Origin of the sequence: Micavibrio aeruginosavorus, assembly GCF_051245535.1 — a bacterium.
Classification (GTDB): domain Bacteria; phylum Pseudomonadota; class Alphaproteobacteria; order Micavibrionales; family Micavibrionaceae; genus Micavibrio; species Micavibrio aeruginosavorus_D.
Window position 1 is genome coordinate 1,736,860 of sequence record NZ_CP195303.1, and the last position, 17,435, is coordinate 1,754,294.

Genomic DNA, 17,435 nt, shown 5'->3' on the forward strand with positions numbered 1-17,435 from the left:
GTAACGCAAAGAGAAGACCCGGCCCCCGCGAAGCGCAGGGACCGGACCAGAATTTTATTAAACGCGACGACGTTTGCGCGGGCGAACGCCGTTGTGCGGGATCGGCGTAATGTCCTTGATCGCACGGATGGTGAAGCCGATCGACTGCAAAGCGCGCAGTGCGGATTCGCGGCCCGAGCCCGGACCTTTCACTTCAACGTCCAGTTCTTTCATCCCGTGTTCTTGTGCTTTGCGGCCAGCTTGTTCAGCAGCAACCTGCGCAGCATACGGGGTGGATTTACGAGACCCTTTGAAACCCATCGTACCCGAGGAGCACCAGGACACAGTGTTGCCCTGAGCGTCGGTGATGGTGATGATCGTATTGTTGAACGTAGAGTTCACGTGGGCAACGCCCGAGGTGATGTTTTTACGTTCTTTACGGCGCATACGAACGCCAGCTTTTTCAGCCTTAGCCATGATCTTATGCCTCCGTTACTTATTTCTTGGTTGCTTGTTTTTTACCAGCGACCGGTTTCGCAGGACCTTTACGCGTACGCGCGTTGGTCTTGGTCCGCTGGCCACGAACAGGCAAGTTACGACGATGACGCAGGCCGCGATAGCAAGCCATGTCCATCAGACGTTTAATGTTCAAGGAAATTTCACGGCGCAGGTCACCCTCGATCAGGAAACCACCGTTTTCAATTTCTTTACGGATGAGGTTCAGTTCATCTTCGGTCAGTTCGTGCATGCGGCGCTGAACATCGAGGCCCAGTTTTTCGCACATTTTGAACGCCGTCGTACGGCCGATCCCGTGAATATAAGTCAGCGCGATTGGAACGCGTTTCTTATCGGGAACGTTGACACCAGCAATACGTGCCACTTTTCTTCTCCTTTGATTGTCGATTTCAAGCCGAACCGTAAAATCCGCAAGGCAAAAACCAAGGGGACGCCGGTTCGTATACCAACCTCAAGCCGCTGATTTACAACGGAATTGAGAGTCCTTCCCACAGGGAAAGACGGGCGGAGTATAGCCATTTCCGCACCCGCGTCAATAGAAAAAGCTGTGGAAAACTGCGGTTTTTACGGCCTTTTATTGGAAAACAGATTCCCCCGGGACCCCGCCCCTCAAAACCGCGAAAAAGGTGAGAAGAAAGCGCCCTTTTTGCTCATTTTCACAAATTATGGAAACGGTTACGGTAGATTCAGGACCAATTGATCGCAATAGGACCGATAGACAGCCCCCATTAACATGACATGGGCGTTATGGGCCCGGTCATGCGCAGTCCGTTCCGGTTGACGTTGCGCCCGAAAATGCGCCACCCCATCATCCCGCACCTGGGTGAGAGCCTGCGTCAATGTCGGCACGTCATGGGCCTGCCCCAGGCCCCCCAGGGCAATCCCCAGATTGGCCGAAACCACGACTGAAAAACTACGCGCCAGGCTTTTGGGATAATTGGCGATTCTGTGCAAATCCACCGGGGCCAGAGGAGCGCCATCGCGGGCCTCGATCGCCACGACATAGGCCTGCAACTCGTTCGGATTCACGTCGGCGGCCACCGCATTAAAAATCGGGGCCAGATCGGCGTCATCCATCATCATCGGGTCATAGTCTTTTACGGCCACCAATTGCGTCATCTGAAACCCCTTCAAAAAAATTTATAAAATAAAAAACGCCCCCAAATTTATCATCAGGGGGCGCTTTAAAAAAATCTTTTACGGATGCTGGGCCGCCGGGGCGCTTGGCGCAGCGCCCGCGCCACTGCCCACCAGAATTTTATCAATCGCGGCTTCAACCGCATCAATGCTGGCCATACCATCCACCGAACGCAGCAACGCTTTGCCCTGATAGAACGGAATGATCGGCGCGGTCTTGTTGCGGAATTCCTGCAGACGCTTGCGCAACGTGGCTTCGTTGTCGTCGCTGCGAATCGGTTCGCCGCGCGATTGCATGTCGGCAACGCGCTTGTTCAGGCGATCCACCAGAATGGCTTCATCAACCTGCAATTCAATCGCGGCCAGCAAAGGGTGGCCTTTTTTCGCCAGCATGGTGTCCAGCGCCGCGGCCTGTGCCACAGTGCGCGGGAAGCCATCGAAAATCACGCCCTTGGCGCAATCGGCTTGTTGAATACGGCTTTCAATCATCGCGATGATGATGTCGTCGGACACCAGCCCACCCGCATCCATCACGGCTTTCGCCTGCTTGCCCAGATCGGTGCCCGCGGCCACTTCGGCGCGCAACATGTCACCGGTGGAGAGCTGTTTCAGACCGTATTTGTCTTCCAGCTTTTTTGCCTGTGTCCCTTTGCCTGCGCCCGGTGGGCCCAGAAGAATCAAATTCATCATCGACGGCGGCCTCCTAATTTCGATTTCTTCAACAGCCCTTCATATTGATGGGCAATCATGTGGGAGTGGATTTGTGCCACGGTATCCATCGTGACCGATACAACGATCAGCAAGCTGGTCCCGCCCAGATAGAACGGCATGCCGGCACGCGCCACCAGCACTTCCGGCAACAGACAGATCAGGCACAGGTACGCCGCACCAACCATCGTAATGCGCGTCAGAACGTAATCCAGATAATCCGCCGTGGATTTACCCGGACGAATACCCGGAATGAAACCACCATATTTACGCAGCATCTCCGCGTTCTCGGTCGGGTTGAAAACAATCGCGGTGTAGAAGAAGCAGAAGAACGCGATCAGCAGACCATACAAAATCATGTAGGTCGGCGAACCATGTTGCAGCCACTGCGCCAGCGTCGCGGTGAAGTCATTGCCCGACGCGCCGGAGAACCCAACGATGGTCAACGGCAGCAACAGCAAAGACGATGCGAAGATCGGCGGAATAACGCCGGCGGTGTTCAGCTTCAGCGGGATGTGATTTTGATCCCCCGCCATCATGCCGTTGCCCACCTGACGTTTCGGGTATTGCACCAGAACGCGGCGTTGTGCGCGTTCCATGAATACGATGAAGGTGATCACACCAACAACCATCGCGGCCATAATGAACAGCTCAACGAAGCTGAACGTGCCTTGGCGGCCCAGTTCCAACGTGCTGGCAATGGCGCGCGGCAATTCGGCCACAATACCGGCGAAGATGATCAGCGAGATACCATTACCGATGCCGCGTGCGGTGATCTGCTCACCCAGCCACATCAGGAACACGGTGCCACCAACAATGGTAATCACGGTGGAGATGCGGAAGAACATGCCCGGATCAATGACAGCGGAACCGCTTGCGCCCTGCATGCTTTCCAGACCAACAGCCAGACCATAGGCCTGCACCGTCGCCAGAAGCACCGTGAAGAAGCGCGTATATTGGTTGATTTTGGCGCGGCCGCTTTCGCCTTCTTTCTTCATCGCTTCCAGCTTTGGCGACATGGAGGACGCCAGCTGCATAATGATGGATGCGGAAATGTACGGCATGATGTTCAGCGCGAAAATCGTCATACGCTGGAGCGCACCACCGGAGAACATGTTGAACATGTCCAGAATGCCGCCGCCCTTTTGCGTGAAGATTTCAGCCCACACATGCGGGTTGATACCCGGCACGGGGATGTAGGTGCCCAGTCGGTAGACCAGCAGGGCCCCAATAACAAACAGCAAACGTTTTTTCAGCTCGGTCGCTTTGGCAAGCGCACCCCAATTGGCATTTTTTGCAAGCTGTTCTACGGCAGATGGCATCGCTTCAAACCTTGAATAATTCGGTACAAACACAAAGAGTGCGGGCTCCGCAAAAGGAGCGCGTACGCCCTTAAAGGTTTAGAGAAAACGGGAGACCGATACAAGCCCTAAGCATGGAGAACAGCAGTCTTTTTCCCCTGTGGAGGGATGCAAAAAAGGCACGGCGATAAAAGAATAAAGCCCGGTGGATTTCTCCGACCGGGCTTCTATCTCTTTCAGCGCTCCGACGGAGCAGCCGCTTATTTCTTCTTCTTCGCTTTACCGCTTTTCGCGCCCGTGGCTTTTTTGCCGAACGGTTTCGGTACGAATACGGAGATTTCGACTTTACCGCCAGCTTTCTCAACAGCTTTTACAGCCGCATCGGTTGCACCGGACAGTTTCAGGTCGATTTTGGATTTCAGCGTGCCTTTGCCCAGCAGACGAACACCGTCTTTGCTGCGGCGGATCACACCGGCTTTCACCAATGCTTTCTCATCAACAACGCCTTTAACATCCAGAATTTTGGAGTCGATGGCTTCCTGCAGGCGCGCCAGCGTCACTTCCGCGTAATCCTTCGCGAAAATGTTCACGAAGCCGCGTTTCGGCAGACGACGGTACAGAGGCATCTGACCACCTTCGAAGCCTTGGATCGAAACGCCGGTACGGGCTTTCTGACCTTTTACGCCACGGCCGCAAGTTTTGCCTTTGCCAGAGCCGATACCACGACCGACAATCATGCGGCGCTTAACGGAACCCTCTTGGGGTTGCAGCTCATTGAGTTTCATCGTTAGAACCTTTCCTTCACAACAAAGACGGGCCAATTAGGCGACGTCTTCAACTTTCACCAGGTGTTGTACCGCATTGATCATGCCACGCACGGACGGAGTATCTTCCAGTTCGCGGGAGCGGTTGATCTTGTTCAGGCCCAGGCCTTTCAGCGTGGCTTCCTGATAGTCATAGCGACCGGCAGCACTGCGGATCTGCGTCACGCGTACCATTTTACCGGACTTGGTAGCAGCCTTTTTCGGGGCAGCTTTTTTCGCTTTTTCCTCAGACATCGGATCGGTCCTCTATATTAAACGTATATCGACTTATTCTTCTTCAGCTGCGGCAATCGCTTGTTCAGCGGCGCCACGGGCGGCTTCACGGCTGGCAACAATGTCACCAACTTTTTTGCTGCGACGGGCTGCAACTTGACGCGGGCTCTGCATGCCTTTCAGGGCAGCGAAGGTCGCGTTCACCATGGTGTACGGGTTGTTGGAACCAATTTTCTTGGCCACAACGTCCTGAACGCCCAGAGCTTCAAAAATCGCGCGCAGCGGACCACCGGCTATGATACCGGTACCCGGAGGGGCGGAGCGCAGGAATACGCGACCGGCGCCATCACGGCCAGCAATATCGTGGTGCAACGTGCGGGCTTCGCGCAGCGGCACACGGATCATGGCACGTTTGGCCTGATCGGTGGCTTTGCGAATTGCATCGGGAACTTCACGGGCTTTGGCACTGCCGAAACCAACGCGGCCTTTACCATCACCAACAACGACCAGAGCAGCGAAACCGAAACGGCGACCACCCTTAACCACTTTGGCAACGCGGTTGATACCAACCAGGCGTTCGATCAGCTCGGACTCTTCACGCTCGCGCGGCTCACCGCTGTTGCGGTCGTGGCGTTTGCCACCCTTGCCATCACGATCGCGGCCACCGCGTTCGCGTTTGTTGTCAGACGGTGTTGCTGTTGCTTCTGCGCTGGACATGTTTAATCCTTAGCTCCTCAATAAATCCTTAGAATTCCAAACCGGCTTCGCGGGCACCATCAGCCACGGCCTTGATACGGCCATGGTAAACGTAACCACCGCGGTCGAATTGAACCAGCGTAACGCCGGCTTTCTTCGCGCGTTCAGCAACCAGCAGACCCACTTTGTGTGCTGCTTCTTTGTTGCCGCCGTTTTTCAGCTTCAGCTCTTTGTCCATGGACGATGCTGCCGCCAGCGTAACGCCGCGCACATCATCAATCACCTGAGCATAGATACCTTTGCCGGTGCGATGCACAGACAGACGCGGACGGGCGAGCTTCTGCCCGGAACGTGCAACGTTAACCTGACGCAGCTTATTGCGCGTACGGAACGTGCGGCGTTGTTGTGATGTCAAACCTTTGGCCATAATGCAGTCCTCTTGCCTCTAATTCTTACTTCTTCTTGCCTTCTTTACGCAGGACCTGCTGGCCCTCGTAACGCACGCCTTTGCCTTTGTACGGCTCTGGCGGACGATAGGCGATGATTTCCGCAGCGACCTGACCGACTTTTTGTTTGTCGATACCGGAGATGCTGATTTTCGTTTGCTTTTCTACAGCAACTTTGATGTCGCTCGGAACAGCATATTGAATGTCGTGGCTGTAACCCAGTTGCAGAACCAAAGTGCTGCCTTGCAGGTTTGCACGGTAACCAACGCCCTGGATATCCAGGTTTTTGGTGTAGCCTTCGCTCACGCCGATCACCATGTTCTTCACATGGTTACGGAAGGTCGGCCACAACATGCGCAGCTTACGCTCTTCCGACAACGCAGCCAGAACAACTTGTTTCTTGCCTTCAGCGTTATCTTCGAGTTTTACAGACACAGCTTCGTGTACAGCCAAGGTCAGCTCGCCGAGCTTGCCCTTCACTTTAACGTCTTGTCCTTTAACTTCGACGGTAACACCATCGGGAACGATCACGGGGTTTTTGCCAATCCGGGACATCGTCTTCAACCTTTCAAAATTAGAAGATGCGGCAGAGAATTTCGCCGCCAACGTTCTGTTCACGGGCTTCGTGGTCGGCCATAACACCATTCGGTGTCGACACAACAGCGATACCCAGACCGTTGTAAACGCGCGGAATTTCCGTCACTTTCACGTAAACACGACGACCCGGCTTGGACACACGGCTGATCTCTTGGATCACCGGCTGGCCCTGGTCATATTTCAGTTCGATCTGCAGCTCAGCATGGCCGCGATCGTTTTTCGTTTCGCTCCAGCCACGGATGTAGCCTTCGCGTTTCAGAACGTCCAAAACCCGACCGCGCAGTTTAGACGCAGGGCACGTAATGACCTCTTTCTTAGCGCCTTGACCGTTACGGATACGGGTCAGCATATCTCCAAGTGGATCGCTCATTGACATCGTTTGTTCTTCCTTCTTAAAAAAAACTTCGTTTGGTCCTGTGCGGCCCCTTTATAAAAAGGACCTGCCGCTGGTTACCAGCTCGACTTCGTCACACCGGGCAGCTCGCCACGGGATGCCAGAAGGCGCAGTGCATTTCGGCACAAATTAAATTTGCGATAGTTGGAACGCGGACGACCGGTCAGCGCGCAACGGTTGCGAACACGGTTTTTCGCCGAGTTACGCGGCAGTTCCGCAAGTTCCAGAACAGCCTTGAAACGATCTTCCGGCGTTGCCGCGCGATCGCAGATCTGGGCTTTCAGCGCAGCACGTTTGGTTGCATAACGCTTAACCAATTTGCGGCGTTTGTCGTTCCGGATCACTGAACATGTCTTAGCCATAGGCCTTATCCTCCAAGTATCTCAATCGTATTAGTTGCGGAAGGGCATCATGAAACCGCGCAGAAGCTCTTTTGCTTCTTCGTCGGATTGTGCCGTGGTGCAGATGATGATGTCCATCCCGCGCATTTGATCAACTTTATCGTAGTCGATCTCGGGGAACACGATCTGCTCCTTCAAGCCCATCGCATAGTTACCACGACCGTCAAAGCTGCGGCCGTTAATGCCGCGGAAGTCGCGAACGCGCGGCAGCGCGATCGTTACCAGACGATCCAGGAATTCATACATGTGCGCGCGACGCAGGGTCACTTTGCAACCGATCGCCATATCTTCACGAATTTTGAAGGAGGCGTTCGCTTTGCGAGCGTGCGTGATCAGCGGCTTTTGGCCGGAGATACGCGTCATATCGCTGACAGCGTTTTCAATGTGTGCGCGGTTGGTCGTGGCTTCGCCTACGCCCATGTTCAGAACGATTTTATCCAGACGCGGGATCTGCATATCGTTCTTGTAACCGTATTTTTGTTTCAGCGCCGGTTTGATGTCTTTTTCGTACATCACCTGGAAACGGGGCTTCGTTGTCATCGCCGTATCCTTCATCACTTATTTATCAAGAGTTTCGCCGGAGCGTCGTGCTACGCGGACCTTTTTACCGTCCTTCAGGGTCGTGTAACCCACTCGAGTCGGCTTGTTCGACTTCGGATCAATCAGAGCCACGTTAGACGCGTGGATCGGCATTTCCTTGGTCTCGATACCACCTGCACTCGTCGCCGAAGGCTTCGTGTGTTTTTTCGCCAGGTTGATACCTTGAACCAGAACGCGGTTGTCTTCAGGGAATACCTTCAGAACTTCACCGGTTTTGGTTTTATCTTTACCAGTCAGAACGACGACTTTGTCGCCCTTTTTGATTTTCAATTTTACGTTGCTCATTACAGCACCTCTGGCGCCAGAGAAATAATTTTCATGTAGCCCTTGCCACGCAGTTCACGTGTCACGGGGCCGAAGATACGGGTTCCGATCGGCTCGCCCTGCTTGTTGATCAGCACAACTGAGTTGCCGTCAAAGCGGATTTTTTCGCCGTTCGCGCGCTTCAGACCATGGGCCGTACGCACAATAACCGCGCGGTGAACATCACCCTTTTTTACGCGGCCGCGCGGAATGGCGTCCTTTACCGAAACAACGATGATATCGCCGATATTCGCGGAGTTGTGGTGAGACCCGCCCAGTACTTTAATGCACTGAACGCGTTTCGCGCCGCTGTTATCGGCTACATCGAGTTCTGATTCCATCTGGATCATGATCGTTCTGCCTTCTTTAATCGTTCAAACTTGTCGTTTCAATTCGCCCTAATTAGGCGTCTTTTTTCTTGGCTGCGGGTTTCTTCGCGGCCGGTTTCTTTGCTGCGGCGGTTTTCGCGCCAGCTTTCGCCGGAGCCTTTTTCGCCTTCGGTGCGGCAGCGGCCTTTTCGGTCACTTCCGGAGCCTGACGGGTCGCGGCATCGCCCAGACCAGCCGATACACGCCAAGATTTCCGCTTGGAAATCGGACGGCATTCCTCGATCTGCACCCGGTCGCCGACTTTATACATATTCAGCTCGTCATGTGCAGCATATTTATCGGATTTCCGGATGTATTTTTTGTACACCGGGTGCATCGTGCGGCGCTCGACCAGAACCGTAACGGTCTTGTCCATCTTGTCGCTGACGACGTTGCCTTCCAGAATGCGACGTGGCATGTATTTGCTCCTTACCTACGTATCTCTATTAAGCGGCTTTGGTCTTTTTCGCGGATTTCGGGCTTTTCGCCTTTGCCGCGGTCGGACCGCCTTTTTGTTGTTCTAAAACCGTCTGAATACGGGCGATATCGCGGCGCAGGCCACGGATTTGTGCCGTATTGGACAGCTGGCCGCCAGCTTTCTGGAAACGCAGCGTCATTTGCTGCTGTTTCAGGTCAACAAGCATCTTTTTCAGCTCGTCGGCGGTTTTGCCTTTAATGTCTTCCGCTTTCATATCGCGTCTCCTAACACTCGGCCCGGGGCTTATTCGCCAATACGGGCAATGAATTTCGTTTTAACCGGCAGTTTCGCCGCGGCCAGTTCCAGTGCTTCGCGGGCTACCGTTTCCGGTACACCGTCCAGTTCGAACAGGATACGGCCCGGTTTTACCCGTGCAGCCCAGAATTCCGGGGCGCCTTTACCGGAACCCATCCGCACTTCCAGCGGCTTTTTGGATACCGGGACGTCCGGGAATACACGGATCCAGACTTTACCTTGACGCTTCATCGCACGGGTGATCGCACGACGGGCTGCCTCGATCTGACGCGCGGTCAGACGATCCGGATCCAGGGTTTTCAGGCCATAAGAGCCGAAAGCCAGAGTCGCACCGCTGGTGGCCAGACCGTGGATACGGCCTTTATGCTGTTTGCGGTATTTTGTCTTTTTCGGTTGCAGCATCGTCTTTGCTCACATCTTCAATCGTTCAAATTCAGTCAATTAACCACGGGGTGTAGAAGCCGGGGTCGTTTCAGTGCGTTTGTCGCGGGCCAGCGGATCATGTTCCAGGACATCGCCCTTGTAGATCCATACCTTCACACCAATGATCCCGAAGGTCGTCAGTGCTTCGGCAAAGCCGTAGTCCATATCAGCACGCAGTGTGTGCAGAGGCACGCGGCCTTCGCGGTACCATTCGGTACGTGCGATGTCAGCCCCGCCCAAACGACCGGATACGTTTACACGGATCCCTTGGCCACCCAGACGCAGTGCGCTTTGTACGGCGCGCTTCATTGCACGACGGAAGGACACGCGGCGCTCCAGCTGTTGGGCAATGCCCTCAGCAACCAGCTGTGCGTCAACTTCCGGCTTGCGGATTTCAACAATGTTCAGCGAAACATCGGAACCACCGCGGATCGACAGATCCTTACGCAGTTTCTCAATGTCGGCGCCTTTTTTACCGATGATCACACCCGGGCGAGCCGCGTGAATCGTCACTTTCGTGTTCTGGGCGGCGCGCTCGATGATGACTTTGCTGATGCCTGCGGCTTTCAGCTTGTCCTTCACGTATTCGCGCAGCTTCAGATCCTCAACCAGCCGATCGGCATAGTTGCGGTCGGAAAACCAGCGGGAATCCCAGGTGCGGTTGATACCGACGCGGATACCGATTGGATTGACCTTCTGACCCATAACCTTATTGCTCCTTCAAATCTCTTTTATATGCGCTCTGTTTATTCGCTTAGTCGGCGTCGCGTTGACGCACAACGATGGTCAGGTTGCTGAAAAACTTTTCAACCGGACCTACGCGACCACGTGCACGGGCACGGAAGCGGCGCATTTTCACCGATTTACCAACGGTGGCTTCGGCAATGTACAAACGGTCAACATCCAGATTGTGGTTGTTTTCCGCATTCGCCACAGCAGCTTTCAGCACTTGCTTTACATCGCGTGCGGCATGCTTCGTGGAAAATTCCAGGTCAACCAGCGCCTTGGCCGCGCTTTTGCCGCGGATCATTTGCGCTACCAGATTCAGCTTACGCGGGCTCGAGCCAACATATTTGGCCATTGCCTGGGCTTCGTTGGCAGCTGCGCGCCGTTTATTTGCATCCTGTCCCATTGGGTTCGTCCTTTACTGCTTCAATCGCTTATCAGCTAATTACTTGCCGGCTTTTTTATCGGCGCTGTGACCCTTGTAGGTACGGGTCGGCGCGAATTCGCCCAGCTTGTGGCCGATCATTTGGTCGGTCACCAGAACGGGCAGAAACTTCTGACCGTTATGTACACCGAAGGTCAGACCTACCATGTTCGGCAGAATCGTGGACCGACGGGACCAGGTTTTAATCACTTCTTTTTTGCCGCTGCTGCGCACATTTTCCACTTTTTGCAGAACGTGGCGATCAACAAACGGACCTTTCCAGACTGAACGTGCCATAGTCTAAGCTCTCCTAAAACCTTACTTCTTGCGACGACGGATAATGAATTTATCGGTCGCTTTGTTCTTACGGGTTTTTGCACCCTTGGTCGGTTTGCCCCACGGCGTAACCGGGTGACGACCACCCGAGGTACGACCTTCGCCACCACCCAACGGGTGATCGACCGGGTTCATAACAACGCCGCGAACGTGCGGGCGTTTACCGCGCCAACGGGTGCGACCAGCTTTACCATCATTGGTGTTGAAGTGGTCCGGGTTGGACACTGCACCAACGGTGGCCATGCATTCCTGACGAACAACACGCAGTTCGCCAGAGGCCAGTTTAATCTGGGTGTAACCTTGGTCACGACCAACAACTTGAGCATAGGTCCCGGCGGAGCGAGCCATCTGGCCGCCTTTGCCCGGTTTCAGTTCAACGTTGTGAACGATCGTACCAACCGGCATGCTTTTCAGCATCATCGCGTTGCCCGGCTTCACGTCGGTTTTTTCGCCAGCAACAACTTTGTCGCCAACTTTCAAACGTTGCGGCGCAATGATGTACGCCATTTCGCCATCAAGATACTTGATCAGAGCGATATAGGCTGTGCGGTTCGGGTCATATTCCAAACGCTCAACCGTGGCTTCCATGCCCCACTTGCGACGCTTCCAGTCGATAACGCGGTAGCGGCGCTTGTGACCACCGCCACGTTGCCATGACGTAATGCGACCATAGTTGTTACGGCCACCGGTCTTGTGCAGACCTTCGGTCAGGGAGCGCTCCGGCTTGCCCTTCCACAGCTGGCTACGATCAGTGATGATCAGCTCGCGTGTGCTCGGGGTCACGGGATTGAATTTTTTCAGTGCCATCAGTTTAGCCCTTTGCTCTCAATCTCTTCATTCAACCAATTACGCGGCAGTGCCGACGTCGATGGTTTGACCTTCTTCCAACGTCACGATCGCTTTCTTAGCGTCGCTACGACGGCCCAAACGGCCACGGAAAATTTTGCTTTTACCTTTTTGGATCGAGGTGTTCACACCCTTCACCTTCACTTCAAAGACAGCCTCAACAGCTTCTTTGATAGCCGGTTTCGTCGCGGTCATCGGCACGCGGAACGTGATTTGACCGTGTTGGGAACCCATGGTGGCTTTTTCAGTGATCAGCGGCGTGCGTACGATGTCGTACATCCATGCAGCAATTTTCACGTCTTTTTTCGCCTTCGTTGCCATTGTCTTGATCCCTCTATCTTATTTGCTCAGACGTTCGGTCAGATTCGCGACCGCGTCCTTGGTCAAAACCAGCGTGTCACGACGCAGAATGTCATACACGTTTGCGCCTTGGCTCGGCAGAACATCAATACGCGGCAGGTTGTCCGTCGCGCGGGAGAAGTTCGCATCCACCTCTGCGCCACAAACGATCAGCGCATTGGTCAGGCCCAGAGCCTTCATCGCAGCAGCCATCGGCTTCGTTTTGTGGTCAGCCGCAACGGCCTCATCCAGAACGATCAGCTTGCCAGCTTTTGCCTTCGCAGACAGTGCGCTGCGCAGAGCCAGAGCCCGTACCTTTTTCGGCAGATCCGTTGCGTGGGAACGCGGCGTCGGTCCGAAAATCACTGCACCACCGCGCATTTGCGGGGAACGCAGGGAACCCTGACGACCATTACCTGTGCCCTTTTGCTTGAACGGCTTCTTACCTGTACCGCTCACTTCACCAATTTCCTTGGTGTCGTGCGTACCGGCGCGACGCTTGTTCAGCTGGAAATGAACCATCCGGTGAAGGATGTCATTCCGCACGCTCATGCCAAAGATTGCATCGTCCAGATCAATCTGGCCGACCTCTTTGTTCTGCAAATTCTTGACCGCAACCTTCATGGTTCCACGTCCTTCTATAAATGCTTCTATTCGTTATTCAGCCGGAGCTGCTTCTTCTGCCGGGGCCGCTTCAACAGCCGGAGCTGCCTTTGCTGCGCCTTTCAGGGCTGCCGGTTTCGGCAGATCGGCCGGAGCCGGAACCTTAACGGCATCTTGAATGCGTACCCATTGACCATCCGTACCCGGAACCGAACCCTTAACCAGGATCAGACCGTCTTCGATATCAATAGCAACCACTTTCAAATTCTGTGTCGTCACTTGCTCAGCACCCAGGTGACCGGCCATCTTCTTGTTCTTGAAGACTTTACCCGGATCTTGGCGCTGACCGGTGGAACCGTGGGAACGGTGCGACACGGATACACCGTGTGTTGCACGCAGACCACCGAAGTTCCAGCGTTTCATCGGACCAGCAAAACCTTTACCGGTCGTGATACCCGTTACATCAACCAACTGGCCAGCAACGAAGTGGCTTGCGCAGATTTCTGCACCAACTTCGATCAGGTTTTCCGGAGAAACGCGAAATTCCGCAACTTTCTTCTTCGGCTCAACCTTGGCTTTCGCGAAATGGCCGCGCTGGGCTTTCGCCGTGCGCTTTACCTTTGCAACGCCAGCACCCAACTGAACAGCCGTGTAGCCGTCTTTGTCTTCGGTGCGGACAGCCACAACCTGGCAGCCATCGATTTTCAGCACAGTCACAGGAACGCTACGGCCTTCTTCGTCGAAGATCCGTGTCATCCCTTCTTTGCGTGCAATCAGACCAGTTCTCATTGTCTTCGTCCTCTTGTGTTCCAGTGTCAGCGCTTATTAAGCAGCCTGACCAATCTTAATCTCAACATCAACGCCAGCGGCGAGGTCGAGTTTCATCAGCGCGTCAACCGTTTGCGGGGTCGGATCGACGATGTCGATCAGGCGCTTGTGGGTGCGCATTTCGAACGCTTCCATCGACTTCTTGTCGATGTGCGGCGAACGCAGAACGGTGAACCGTTCAATGCGCGTCGGCAGAGGAACCGGACCGCGAACGCGGGCGCCGGTACGCTTGGCCGTATTGACGATCTCACCCGTGGACTGATCCAGAACGCGGTGATCGAAAGCCTTCAGGCGGATGCGAATGGTTTGCGTATCCATAGTTCGGTTCCTTTACCTTAATATCTTACTTCACAATCTTGCCAACAACGCCAGCACCGACGGTGCGGCCGCCTTCGCGGATAGCGAAGCGCAGACCTTCGTTCATCGCGATCGGGCAGATCAGTTCGACTTCGAAGTTTACGTTATCGCCAGGCATAACCATTTCCGTTCCAGCCGGCAGCGTTACGATGCCCGTAACGTCCGTCGTGCGGAAGTAGAACTGCGGACGGTAGTTCGTGAAGAACGGCGTGTGGCGGCCACCTTCGTCTTTCGACAGAATGTACGCTTCAGCCGTGAAGTTCGTGTGCGGGGTAATCGAACCCGGCGCGCACAGAACTTGGCCACGCTCAACGTCTTCACGTTTCGTACCACGCAGCAGAGCGCCGATGTTGTCACCAGCTTCACCGCTGTCCAGCAGTTTGCGGAACATTTCAACGCCCGTTACGGTCGTTTTTTGCGTCGGGCGAATACCAACGATTTCGATCTCTTCGCCAACTTTCACGATGCCCTGTTCAACACGGCCCGTTACAACGGTACCACGGCCAGAGATCGAGAATACGTCTTCAACCGGCATCAGGAACGGCTTGTCTTTCGGACGGGCCGGGGTCGGGATGAACGAGTCAACCGCTTCCATCAGAGCCTGAATCGATTTCTCACCAATTTCCGGATCGCGTTTTTCCAGAGCGGCCAGAGCGGAGCCCTTTACCACCGGAATGTCGTCGCCCGGGAATTCGTATTTGGACAACAGTTCACGGATTTCCATTTCAACCAGGTCCAGCAGTTCAGCATCGTCAACCTGGTCTACTTTGTTCATGTAAACAACCAGGGACGGAACGCCAACCTGACGCGCCAGCAGGATGTGTTCGCGCGTCTGCGGCATCGGGCCGTCAGCAGCGGAGCAAACCAGAATAGCACCGTCCATCTGTGCCGCACCCGTGATCATGTTCTTCACATAGTCAGCGTGGCCCGGGCAGTCAACGTGCGCATAGTGGCGGTTGGCTGTTTCATATTCAACGTGCGACGTGGAAATCGTGATACCACGGGCTTTCTCTTCAGGAGCTTTGTCAATCTGGTCATATGCCAGTGCTTCCTTCGAGAATTGTTGCGTGATCGCAGCCGTCAACGTCGTCTTGCCATGGTCAACGTGACCAATCGTGCCGATGTTTACGTGCGGCTTATTCCGCTCAAACTTACCCTTTGCCATCTTTTTTTCCTTCTCAAAACCTAATCAGGTTGTTTCTTCAGTTTCTGTTGTGTTCTAGGCGGTGATTAAGCCACCAATTTCTTTCTTACTTCTTCGGCTACGTTCGGCGGTACCGGCGCATAGTGGTCGAACACCATGCTGTACTGCGCGCGGCCTTGGGACATGGAACGCAGGTTATTGATGTAACCAAACATGTTGCCCAGCGGCACCATCGCCATAATAACCTTCGCGTTTCCGCGATCTTCCATTGCGTTGATCTGACCGCGGCGGCTGTTCAGATCGCCGATAACGTCACCCATATATTCTTCCGGGGTAACAACTTCGACTTTCATAACAGGTTCCAGCAGTTGCGGACCAGCAGCAGCCATGGCTTCTTTGAACGCTGCACGGGCAGCGATTTCGAAGGCCAGAGCCGAGGAGTCAACATCGTGGTACGAACCGTCGATCAGGCTGACTTTGAAGTCAACGACCGGGAAACCAGCGATAATACCGGTGTCCTTCGCACCCATCAGGCCTTTTTCAACGCCCGGGATGTATTCTTTCGGAATTGCGCCACCAACGATTTTGTTTTCGAAGGCATAGCCCAAACCAGCTTCTTGCGGTTCGAACACGGCGGTCATCTTAGCGTACTGACCCGAACCACCCGACTGTTTCTTGTGGGTGTAGGTGATTTCGTGCGCTTTGGTGATCGTTTCGCGGTAAGCAACCTGCGGCGCGCCGACGTTTGCTTCCACTTTGAATTCGCGCTTCATGCGATCGACCAGAATTTCCAGGTGCAGTTCGCCCATGCCTTTCAGAATGGTCTGACCGGATTCATGGTCCACCGATACACGGAAGGACGGATCTTCGGAAGCCAGACGTTGCAGAGCAACACCCATCTTCTCTTGGTCGGCTTTGGATTTCGGCTCAACCGCAATCTCGATAACCGGTTCCGGGAATTCCATACGCTCCAGAACGATCGGCTTAACCGAGTCGCACAGCGTATCGCCAGTGGTTGTGTCTTTCAGACCAACCAGAGCAACGATGTCACCGGCTTCAGCATATTTGATTTCTTCGCGGTTGTTGGCATGCATCAGCAACATACGGCCGATACGTTCTTTTTTGTCCTTCACAGAGTTCAGAACATAAGAACCGGATTCCAGTTTACCGGAGTAAATACGGGCGAAGGTCAAGGAACCAACGAACGGGTCGTTCATCACTTTGAATGCCAAAGCGGAGAACGGCACGTCATCAGACGGCGGACGTGTGTCCGGATCGTCGGAACCGACTTTTTTACCTTTTACATCACCCACGTCCAGCGGGGACGGCAGGTAACGGATCACAGCGTCCAGCAGCGGCTGAACACCTTTGTTTTTGAAGGAAGAACCGCACATCATCGGAACCAGTTTGCCCGACACTGTACCCTTACGGATGCAGGCGCGCAGCGTTTCGATGTTCGGCATATCGCCGTTCAGGTACGCTTCCATAGCAGCGTCGTCCATCTCAACAGCCATTTCAATCAGGCGGTCGCGATATTCTTCAGCTTTGGCTTGCAGATCAGCCGGAATGTCAACGATCTGGAAGGTCGCACCCAGAGAATCGTTGTCCCAGATGATTGCCTTCATGTCGATCAGGTCAACAATACCAGCGAAGTCGCTTTCAATCCCGATCGGCAGAGTCAGAACCATCGGCTTGATGCCCAGACGTTTCTGAACGGTATCGATGCAGAAATAGAAGTCTGCGCCGATTTTGTCCATTTTGTTCGCGAAAATGATACGCGGAACTTTGTACTTGTCGCCCTGGCGCCATACGGTTTCCGTTTGCGGCTCTACGCCTTGGTTACCGTCCAGCAAGCAGACAGCACCGTCGAGAACGCGCAAAGAACGCTCAACTTCAATCGTGAAGTCAACGTGGCCCGGCGTATCAATGATGTTTACGCGATATTGTTCGCCATCGTCCGGACCCGTCCAGAACGCGGTGGTCGCAGCGGACGTGATCGTGATACCACGCTCTTGCTCCTGCTCCATCCAGTCCATGGTCGCGGCACCGTCGTGCACTTCACCGATTTTGTGCGATTTGCCTGTGTAATACAGAACGCGCTCGGTGGTCGTGGTTTTACCAGCATCAATGTGTGCCATGATGCCAATATTGCGGTAGCGGCCGATAGGTGTTTCGCGTGTCATAATCTTAAAG

Annotated in this window: 27 protein-coding genes and 1 pseudogene; all 28 read right to left on the minus strand. The window is 54.3% G+C overall.

Annotated features, from left to right (window positions below):
• Positions 1-57: 57 nt before the first annotated feature.
• Positions 58-456, minus strand: a complete 399-nt coding sequence (rpsK, locus tag ACSC94_RS08395) for a 30S ribosomal protein S11 (RefSeq protein WP_435640396.1) — start codon at positions 454-456, stop codon at positions 58-60.
• Between the two features lie 19 nt (positions 457-475).
• Entirely contained in the window at positions 476-859 is a 384-nt protein-coding gene (gene rpsM, locus ACSC94_RS08400; RefSeq protein ID WP_435640397.1) for a 30S ribosomal protein S13, read from the minus strand.
• Between the two features lie 311 nt (positions 860-1,170).
• On the minus strand, positions 1,171-1,614 hold the full coding sequence (locus ACSC94_RS08405; RefSeq protein ID WP_435640398.1) for a hypothetical protein: 444 nt from the start codon (positions 1,612-1,614) through the stop codon (positions 1,171-1,173).
• A gap of 78 nt (positions 1,615-1,692) precedes the next feature.
• Positions 1,693-2,319, minus strand: a complete 627-nt coding sequence (locus ACSC94_RS08410) for an adenylate kinase (RefSeq protein ID WP_435642165.1) — start codon at positions 2,317-2,319, stop codon at positions 1,693-1,695.
• Positions 2,319-3,662, minus strand: coding sequence for a preprotein translocase subunit SecY (gene secY, locus ACSC94_RS08415; protein WP_435640399.1), 1,344 nt, complete (start codon positions 3,660-3,662; stop codon positions 2,319-2,321). Before secY ends, ACSC94_RS08410 begins: the two co-directional genes overlap by 1 nt.
• Before the next feature lie 239 nt (positions 3,663-3,901).
• Entirely contained in the window at positions 3,902-4,426 is a 525-nt protein-coding gene (rplO, locus tag ACSC94_RS08420; RefSeq protein ID WP_014103645.1) for a 50S ribosomal protein L15, read from the minus strand.
• A gap of 36 nt (positions 4,427-4,462) precedes the next feature.
• Complete coding sequence (gene rpmD, locus ACSC94_RS08425) at positions 4,463-4,699, minus strand: 50S ribosomal protein L30 (RefSeq protein WP_435640400.1); 237 nt, start codon at positions 4,697-4,699, stop codon at positions 4,463-4,465.
• A 33-nt stretch (positions 4,700-4,732) separates the two neighbouring features.
• Positions 4,733-5,395, minus strand: a complete 663-nt coding sequence (gene rpsE / locus ACSC94_RS08430) for a 30S ribosomal protein S5 (RefSeq protein ID WP_435640401.1) — start codon at positions 5,393-5,395, stop codon at positions 4,733-4,735.
• 28 nt (positions 5,396-5,423) lie between these two features.
• Positions 5,424-5,801 (minus strand): 50S ribosomal protein L18, encoded by a 378-nt coding sequence (gene rplR, locus ACSC94_RS08435; protein WP_435640402.1) that lies wholly within the window; start codon positions 5,799-5,801, stop codon positions 5,424-5,426.
• A 25-nt stretch (positions 5,802-5,826) separates the two neighbouring features.
• Entirely contained in the window at positions 5,827-6,375 is a 549-nt protein-coding gene (gene rplF, locus ACSC94_RS08440; RefSeq protein WP_435640403.1) for a 50S ribosomal protein L6, read from the minus strand.
• A 19-nt stretch (positions 6,376-6,394) separates the two neighbouring features.
• Positions 6,395-6,793, minus strand: coding sequence for a 30S ribosomal protein S8 (gene rpsH, locus ACSC94_RS08445; protein ID WP_015468369.1), 399 nt, complete (start codon positions 6,791-6,793; stop codon positions 6,395-6,397).
• Positions 6,794-6,867: 74 nt separating this feature from the next.
• Positions 6,868-7,173, minus strand: a complete 306-nt coding sequence (gene rpsN / locus ACSC94_RS08450; protein WP_435640404.1) for a 30S ribosomal protein S14 — start codon at positions 7,171-7,173, stop codon at positions 6,868-6,870.
• 30 nt (positions 7,174-7,203) lie between these two features.
• Entirely contained in the window at positions 7,204-7,752 is a 549-nt protein-coding gene (gene rplE / locus ACSC94_RS08455) for a 50S ribosomal protein L5 (protein ID WP_435640405.1), read from the minus strand.
• Positions 7,753-7,770: 18 nt separating this feature from the next.
• Positions 7,771-8,097, minus strand: coding sequence for a 50S ribosomal protein L24 (rplX, locus tag ACSC94_RS08460; RefSeq protein WP_435640406.1), 327 nt, complete (start codon positions 8,095-8,097; stop codon positions 7,771-7,773).
• A complete protein-coding gene (gene rplN, locus ACSC94_RS08465; RefSeq protein ID WP_435640407.1) occupies positions 8,097-8,465 on the minus strand; it encodes a 50S ribosomal protein L14 in 369 nt (122 codons plus the stop codon). Before rplN ends, rplX begins: the two co-directional genes overlap by 1 nt.
• A gap of 199 nt (positions 8,466-8,664) precedes the next feature.
• Positions 8,665-8,901: pseudogene (gene rpsQ / locus ACSC94_RS08470) on the minus strand (30S ribosomal protein S17); the annotation flags it as partial.
• 28 nt (positions 8,902-8,929) lie between these two features.
• Positions 8,930-9,175 carry a 50S ribosomal protein L29 gene (gene rpmC / locus ACSC94_RS08475; protein ID WP_014103656.1) on the minus strand — a complete coding sequence of 82 codons (246 nt, stop codon included), beginning with the start codon at positions 9,173-9,175 and terminating at the stop codon, positions 8,930-8,932.
• Positions 9,176-9,204: 29 nt separating this feature from the next.
• On the minus strand, positions 9,205-9,618 hold the full coding sequence (gene rplP / locus ACSC94_RS08480; RefSeq protein ID WP_435640408.1) for a 50S ribosomal protein L16: 414 nt from the start codon (positions 9,616-9,618) through the stop codon (positions 9,205-9,207).
• Positions 9,619-9,657: 39 nt separating this feature from the next.
• Positions 9,658-10,344, minus strand: coding sequence for a 30S ribosomal protein S3 (gene rpsC, locus ACSC94_RS08485; RefSeq protein ID WP_435640409.1), 687 nt, complete (start codon positions 10,342-10,344; stop codon positions 9,658-9,660).
• A gap of 49 nt (positions 10,345-10,393) precedes the next feature.
• Positions 10,394-10,771 (minus strand): 50S ribosomal protein L22, encoded by a 378-nt coding sequence (gene rplV, locus ACSC94_RS08490; RefSeq protein WP_435640410.1) that lies wholly within the window; start codon positions 10,769-10,771, stop codon positions 10,394-10,396.
• Between the two features lie 39 nt (positions 10,772-10,810).
• Positions 10,811-11,086, minus strand: a complete 276-nt coding sequence (gene rpsS / locus ACSC94_RS08495) for a 30S ribosomal protein S19 (RefSeq protein WP_014103660.1) — start codon at positions 11,084-11,086, stop codon at positions 10,811-10,813.
• Between the two features lie 21 nt (positions 11,087-11,107).
• Complete coding sequence (gene rplB / locus ACSC94_RS08500) at positions 11,108-11,932, minus strand: 50S ribosomal protein L2 (protein ID WP_435640411.1); 825 nt, start codon at positions 11,930-11,932, stop codon at positions 11,108-11,110.
• Positions 11,933-11,971: 39 nt separating this feature from the next.
• Complete coding sequence (locus ACSC94_RS08505; protein WP_435640412.1) at positions 11,972-12,292, minus strand: 50S ribosomal protein L23; 321 nt, start codon at positions 12,290-12,292, stop codon at positions 11,972-11,974.
• 18 nt (positions 12,293-12,310) lie between these two features.
• Complete coding sequence (gene rplD, locus ACSC94_RS08510) at positions 12,311-12,934, minus strand: 50S ribosomal protein L4 (RefSeq protein ID WP_435640413.1); 624 nt, start codon at positions 12,932-12,934, stop codon at positions 12,311-12,313.
• Between the two features lie 33 nt (positions 12,935-12,967).
• Positions 12,968-13,702 (minus strand): 50S ribosomal protein L3, encoded by a 735-nt coding sequence (rplC, locus tag ACSC94_RS08515; protein WP_435640414.1) that lies wholly within the window; start codon positions 13,700-13,702, stop codon positions 12,968-12,970.
• Positions 13,703-13,738: 36 nt separating this feature from the next.
• Positions 13,739-14,059, minus strand: coding sequence for a 30S ribosomal protein S10 (rpsJ, locus tag ACSC94_RS08520; protein ID WP_014103665.1), 321 nt, complete (start codon positions 14,057-14,059; stop codon positions 13,739-13,741).
• 25 nt (positions 14,060-14,084) lie between these two features.
• A complete protein-coding gene (gene tuf, locus ACSC94_RS08525; protein ID WP_435640415.1) occupies positions 14,085-15,263 on the minus strand; it encodes an elongation factor Tu in 1,179 nt (392 codons plus the stop codon).
• 65 nt (positions 15,264-15,328) lie between these two features.
• The gene (gene fusA, locus ACSC94_RS08530; RefSeq protein ID WP_435640416.1) at positions 15,329-17,425 is read right to left on the minus strand and encodes an elongation factor G; all 2,097 of its coding nucleotides are present in this window, start codon (positions 17,423-17,425) and stop codon (positions 15,329-15,331) included.
• Between the last annotated feature and the right edge of the window lie 10 nt (positions 17,426-17,435).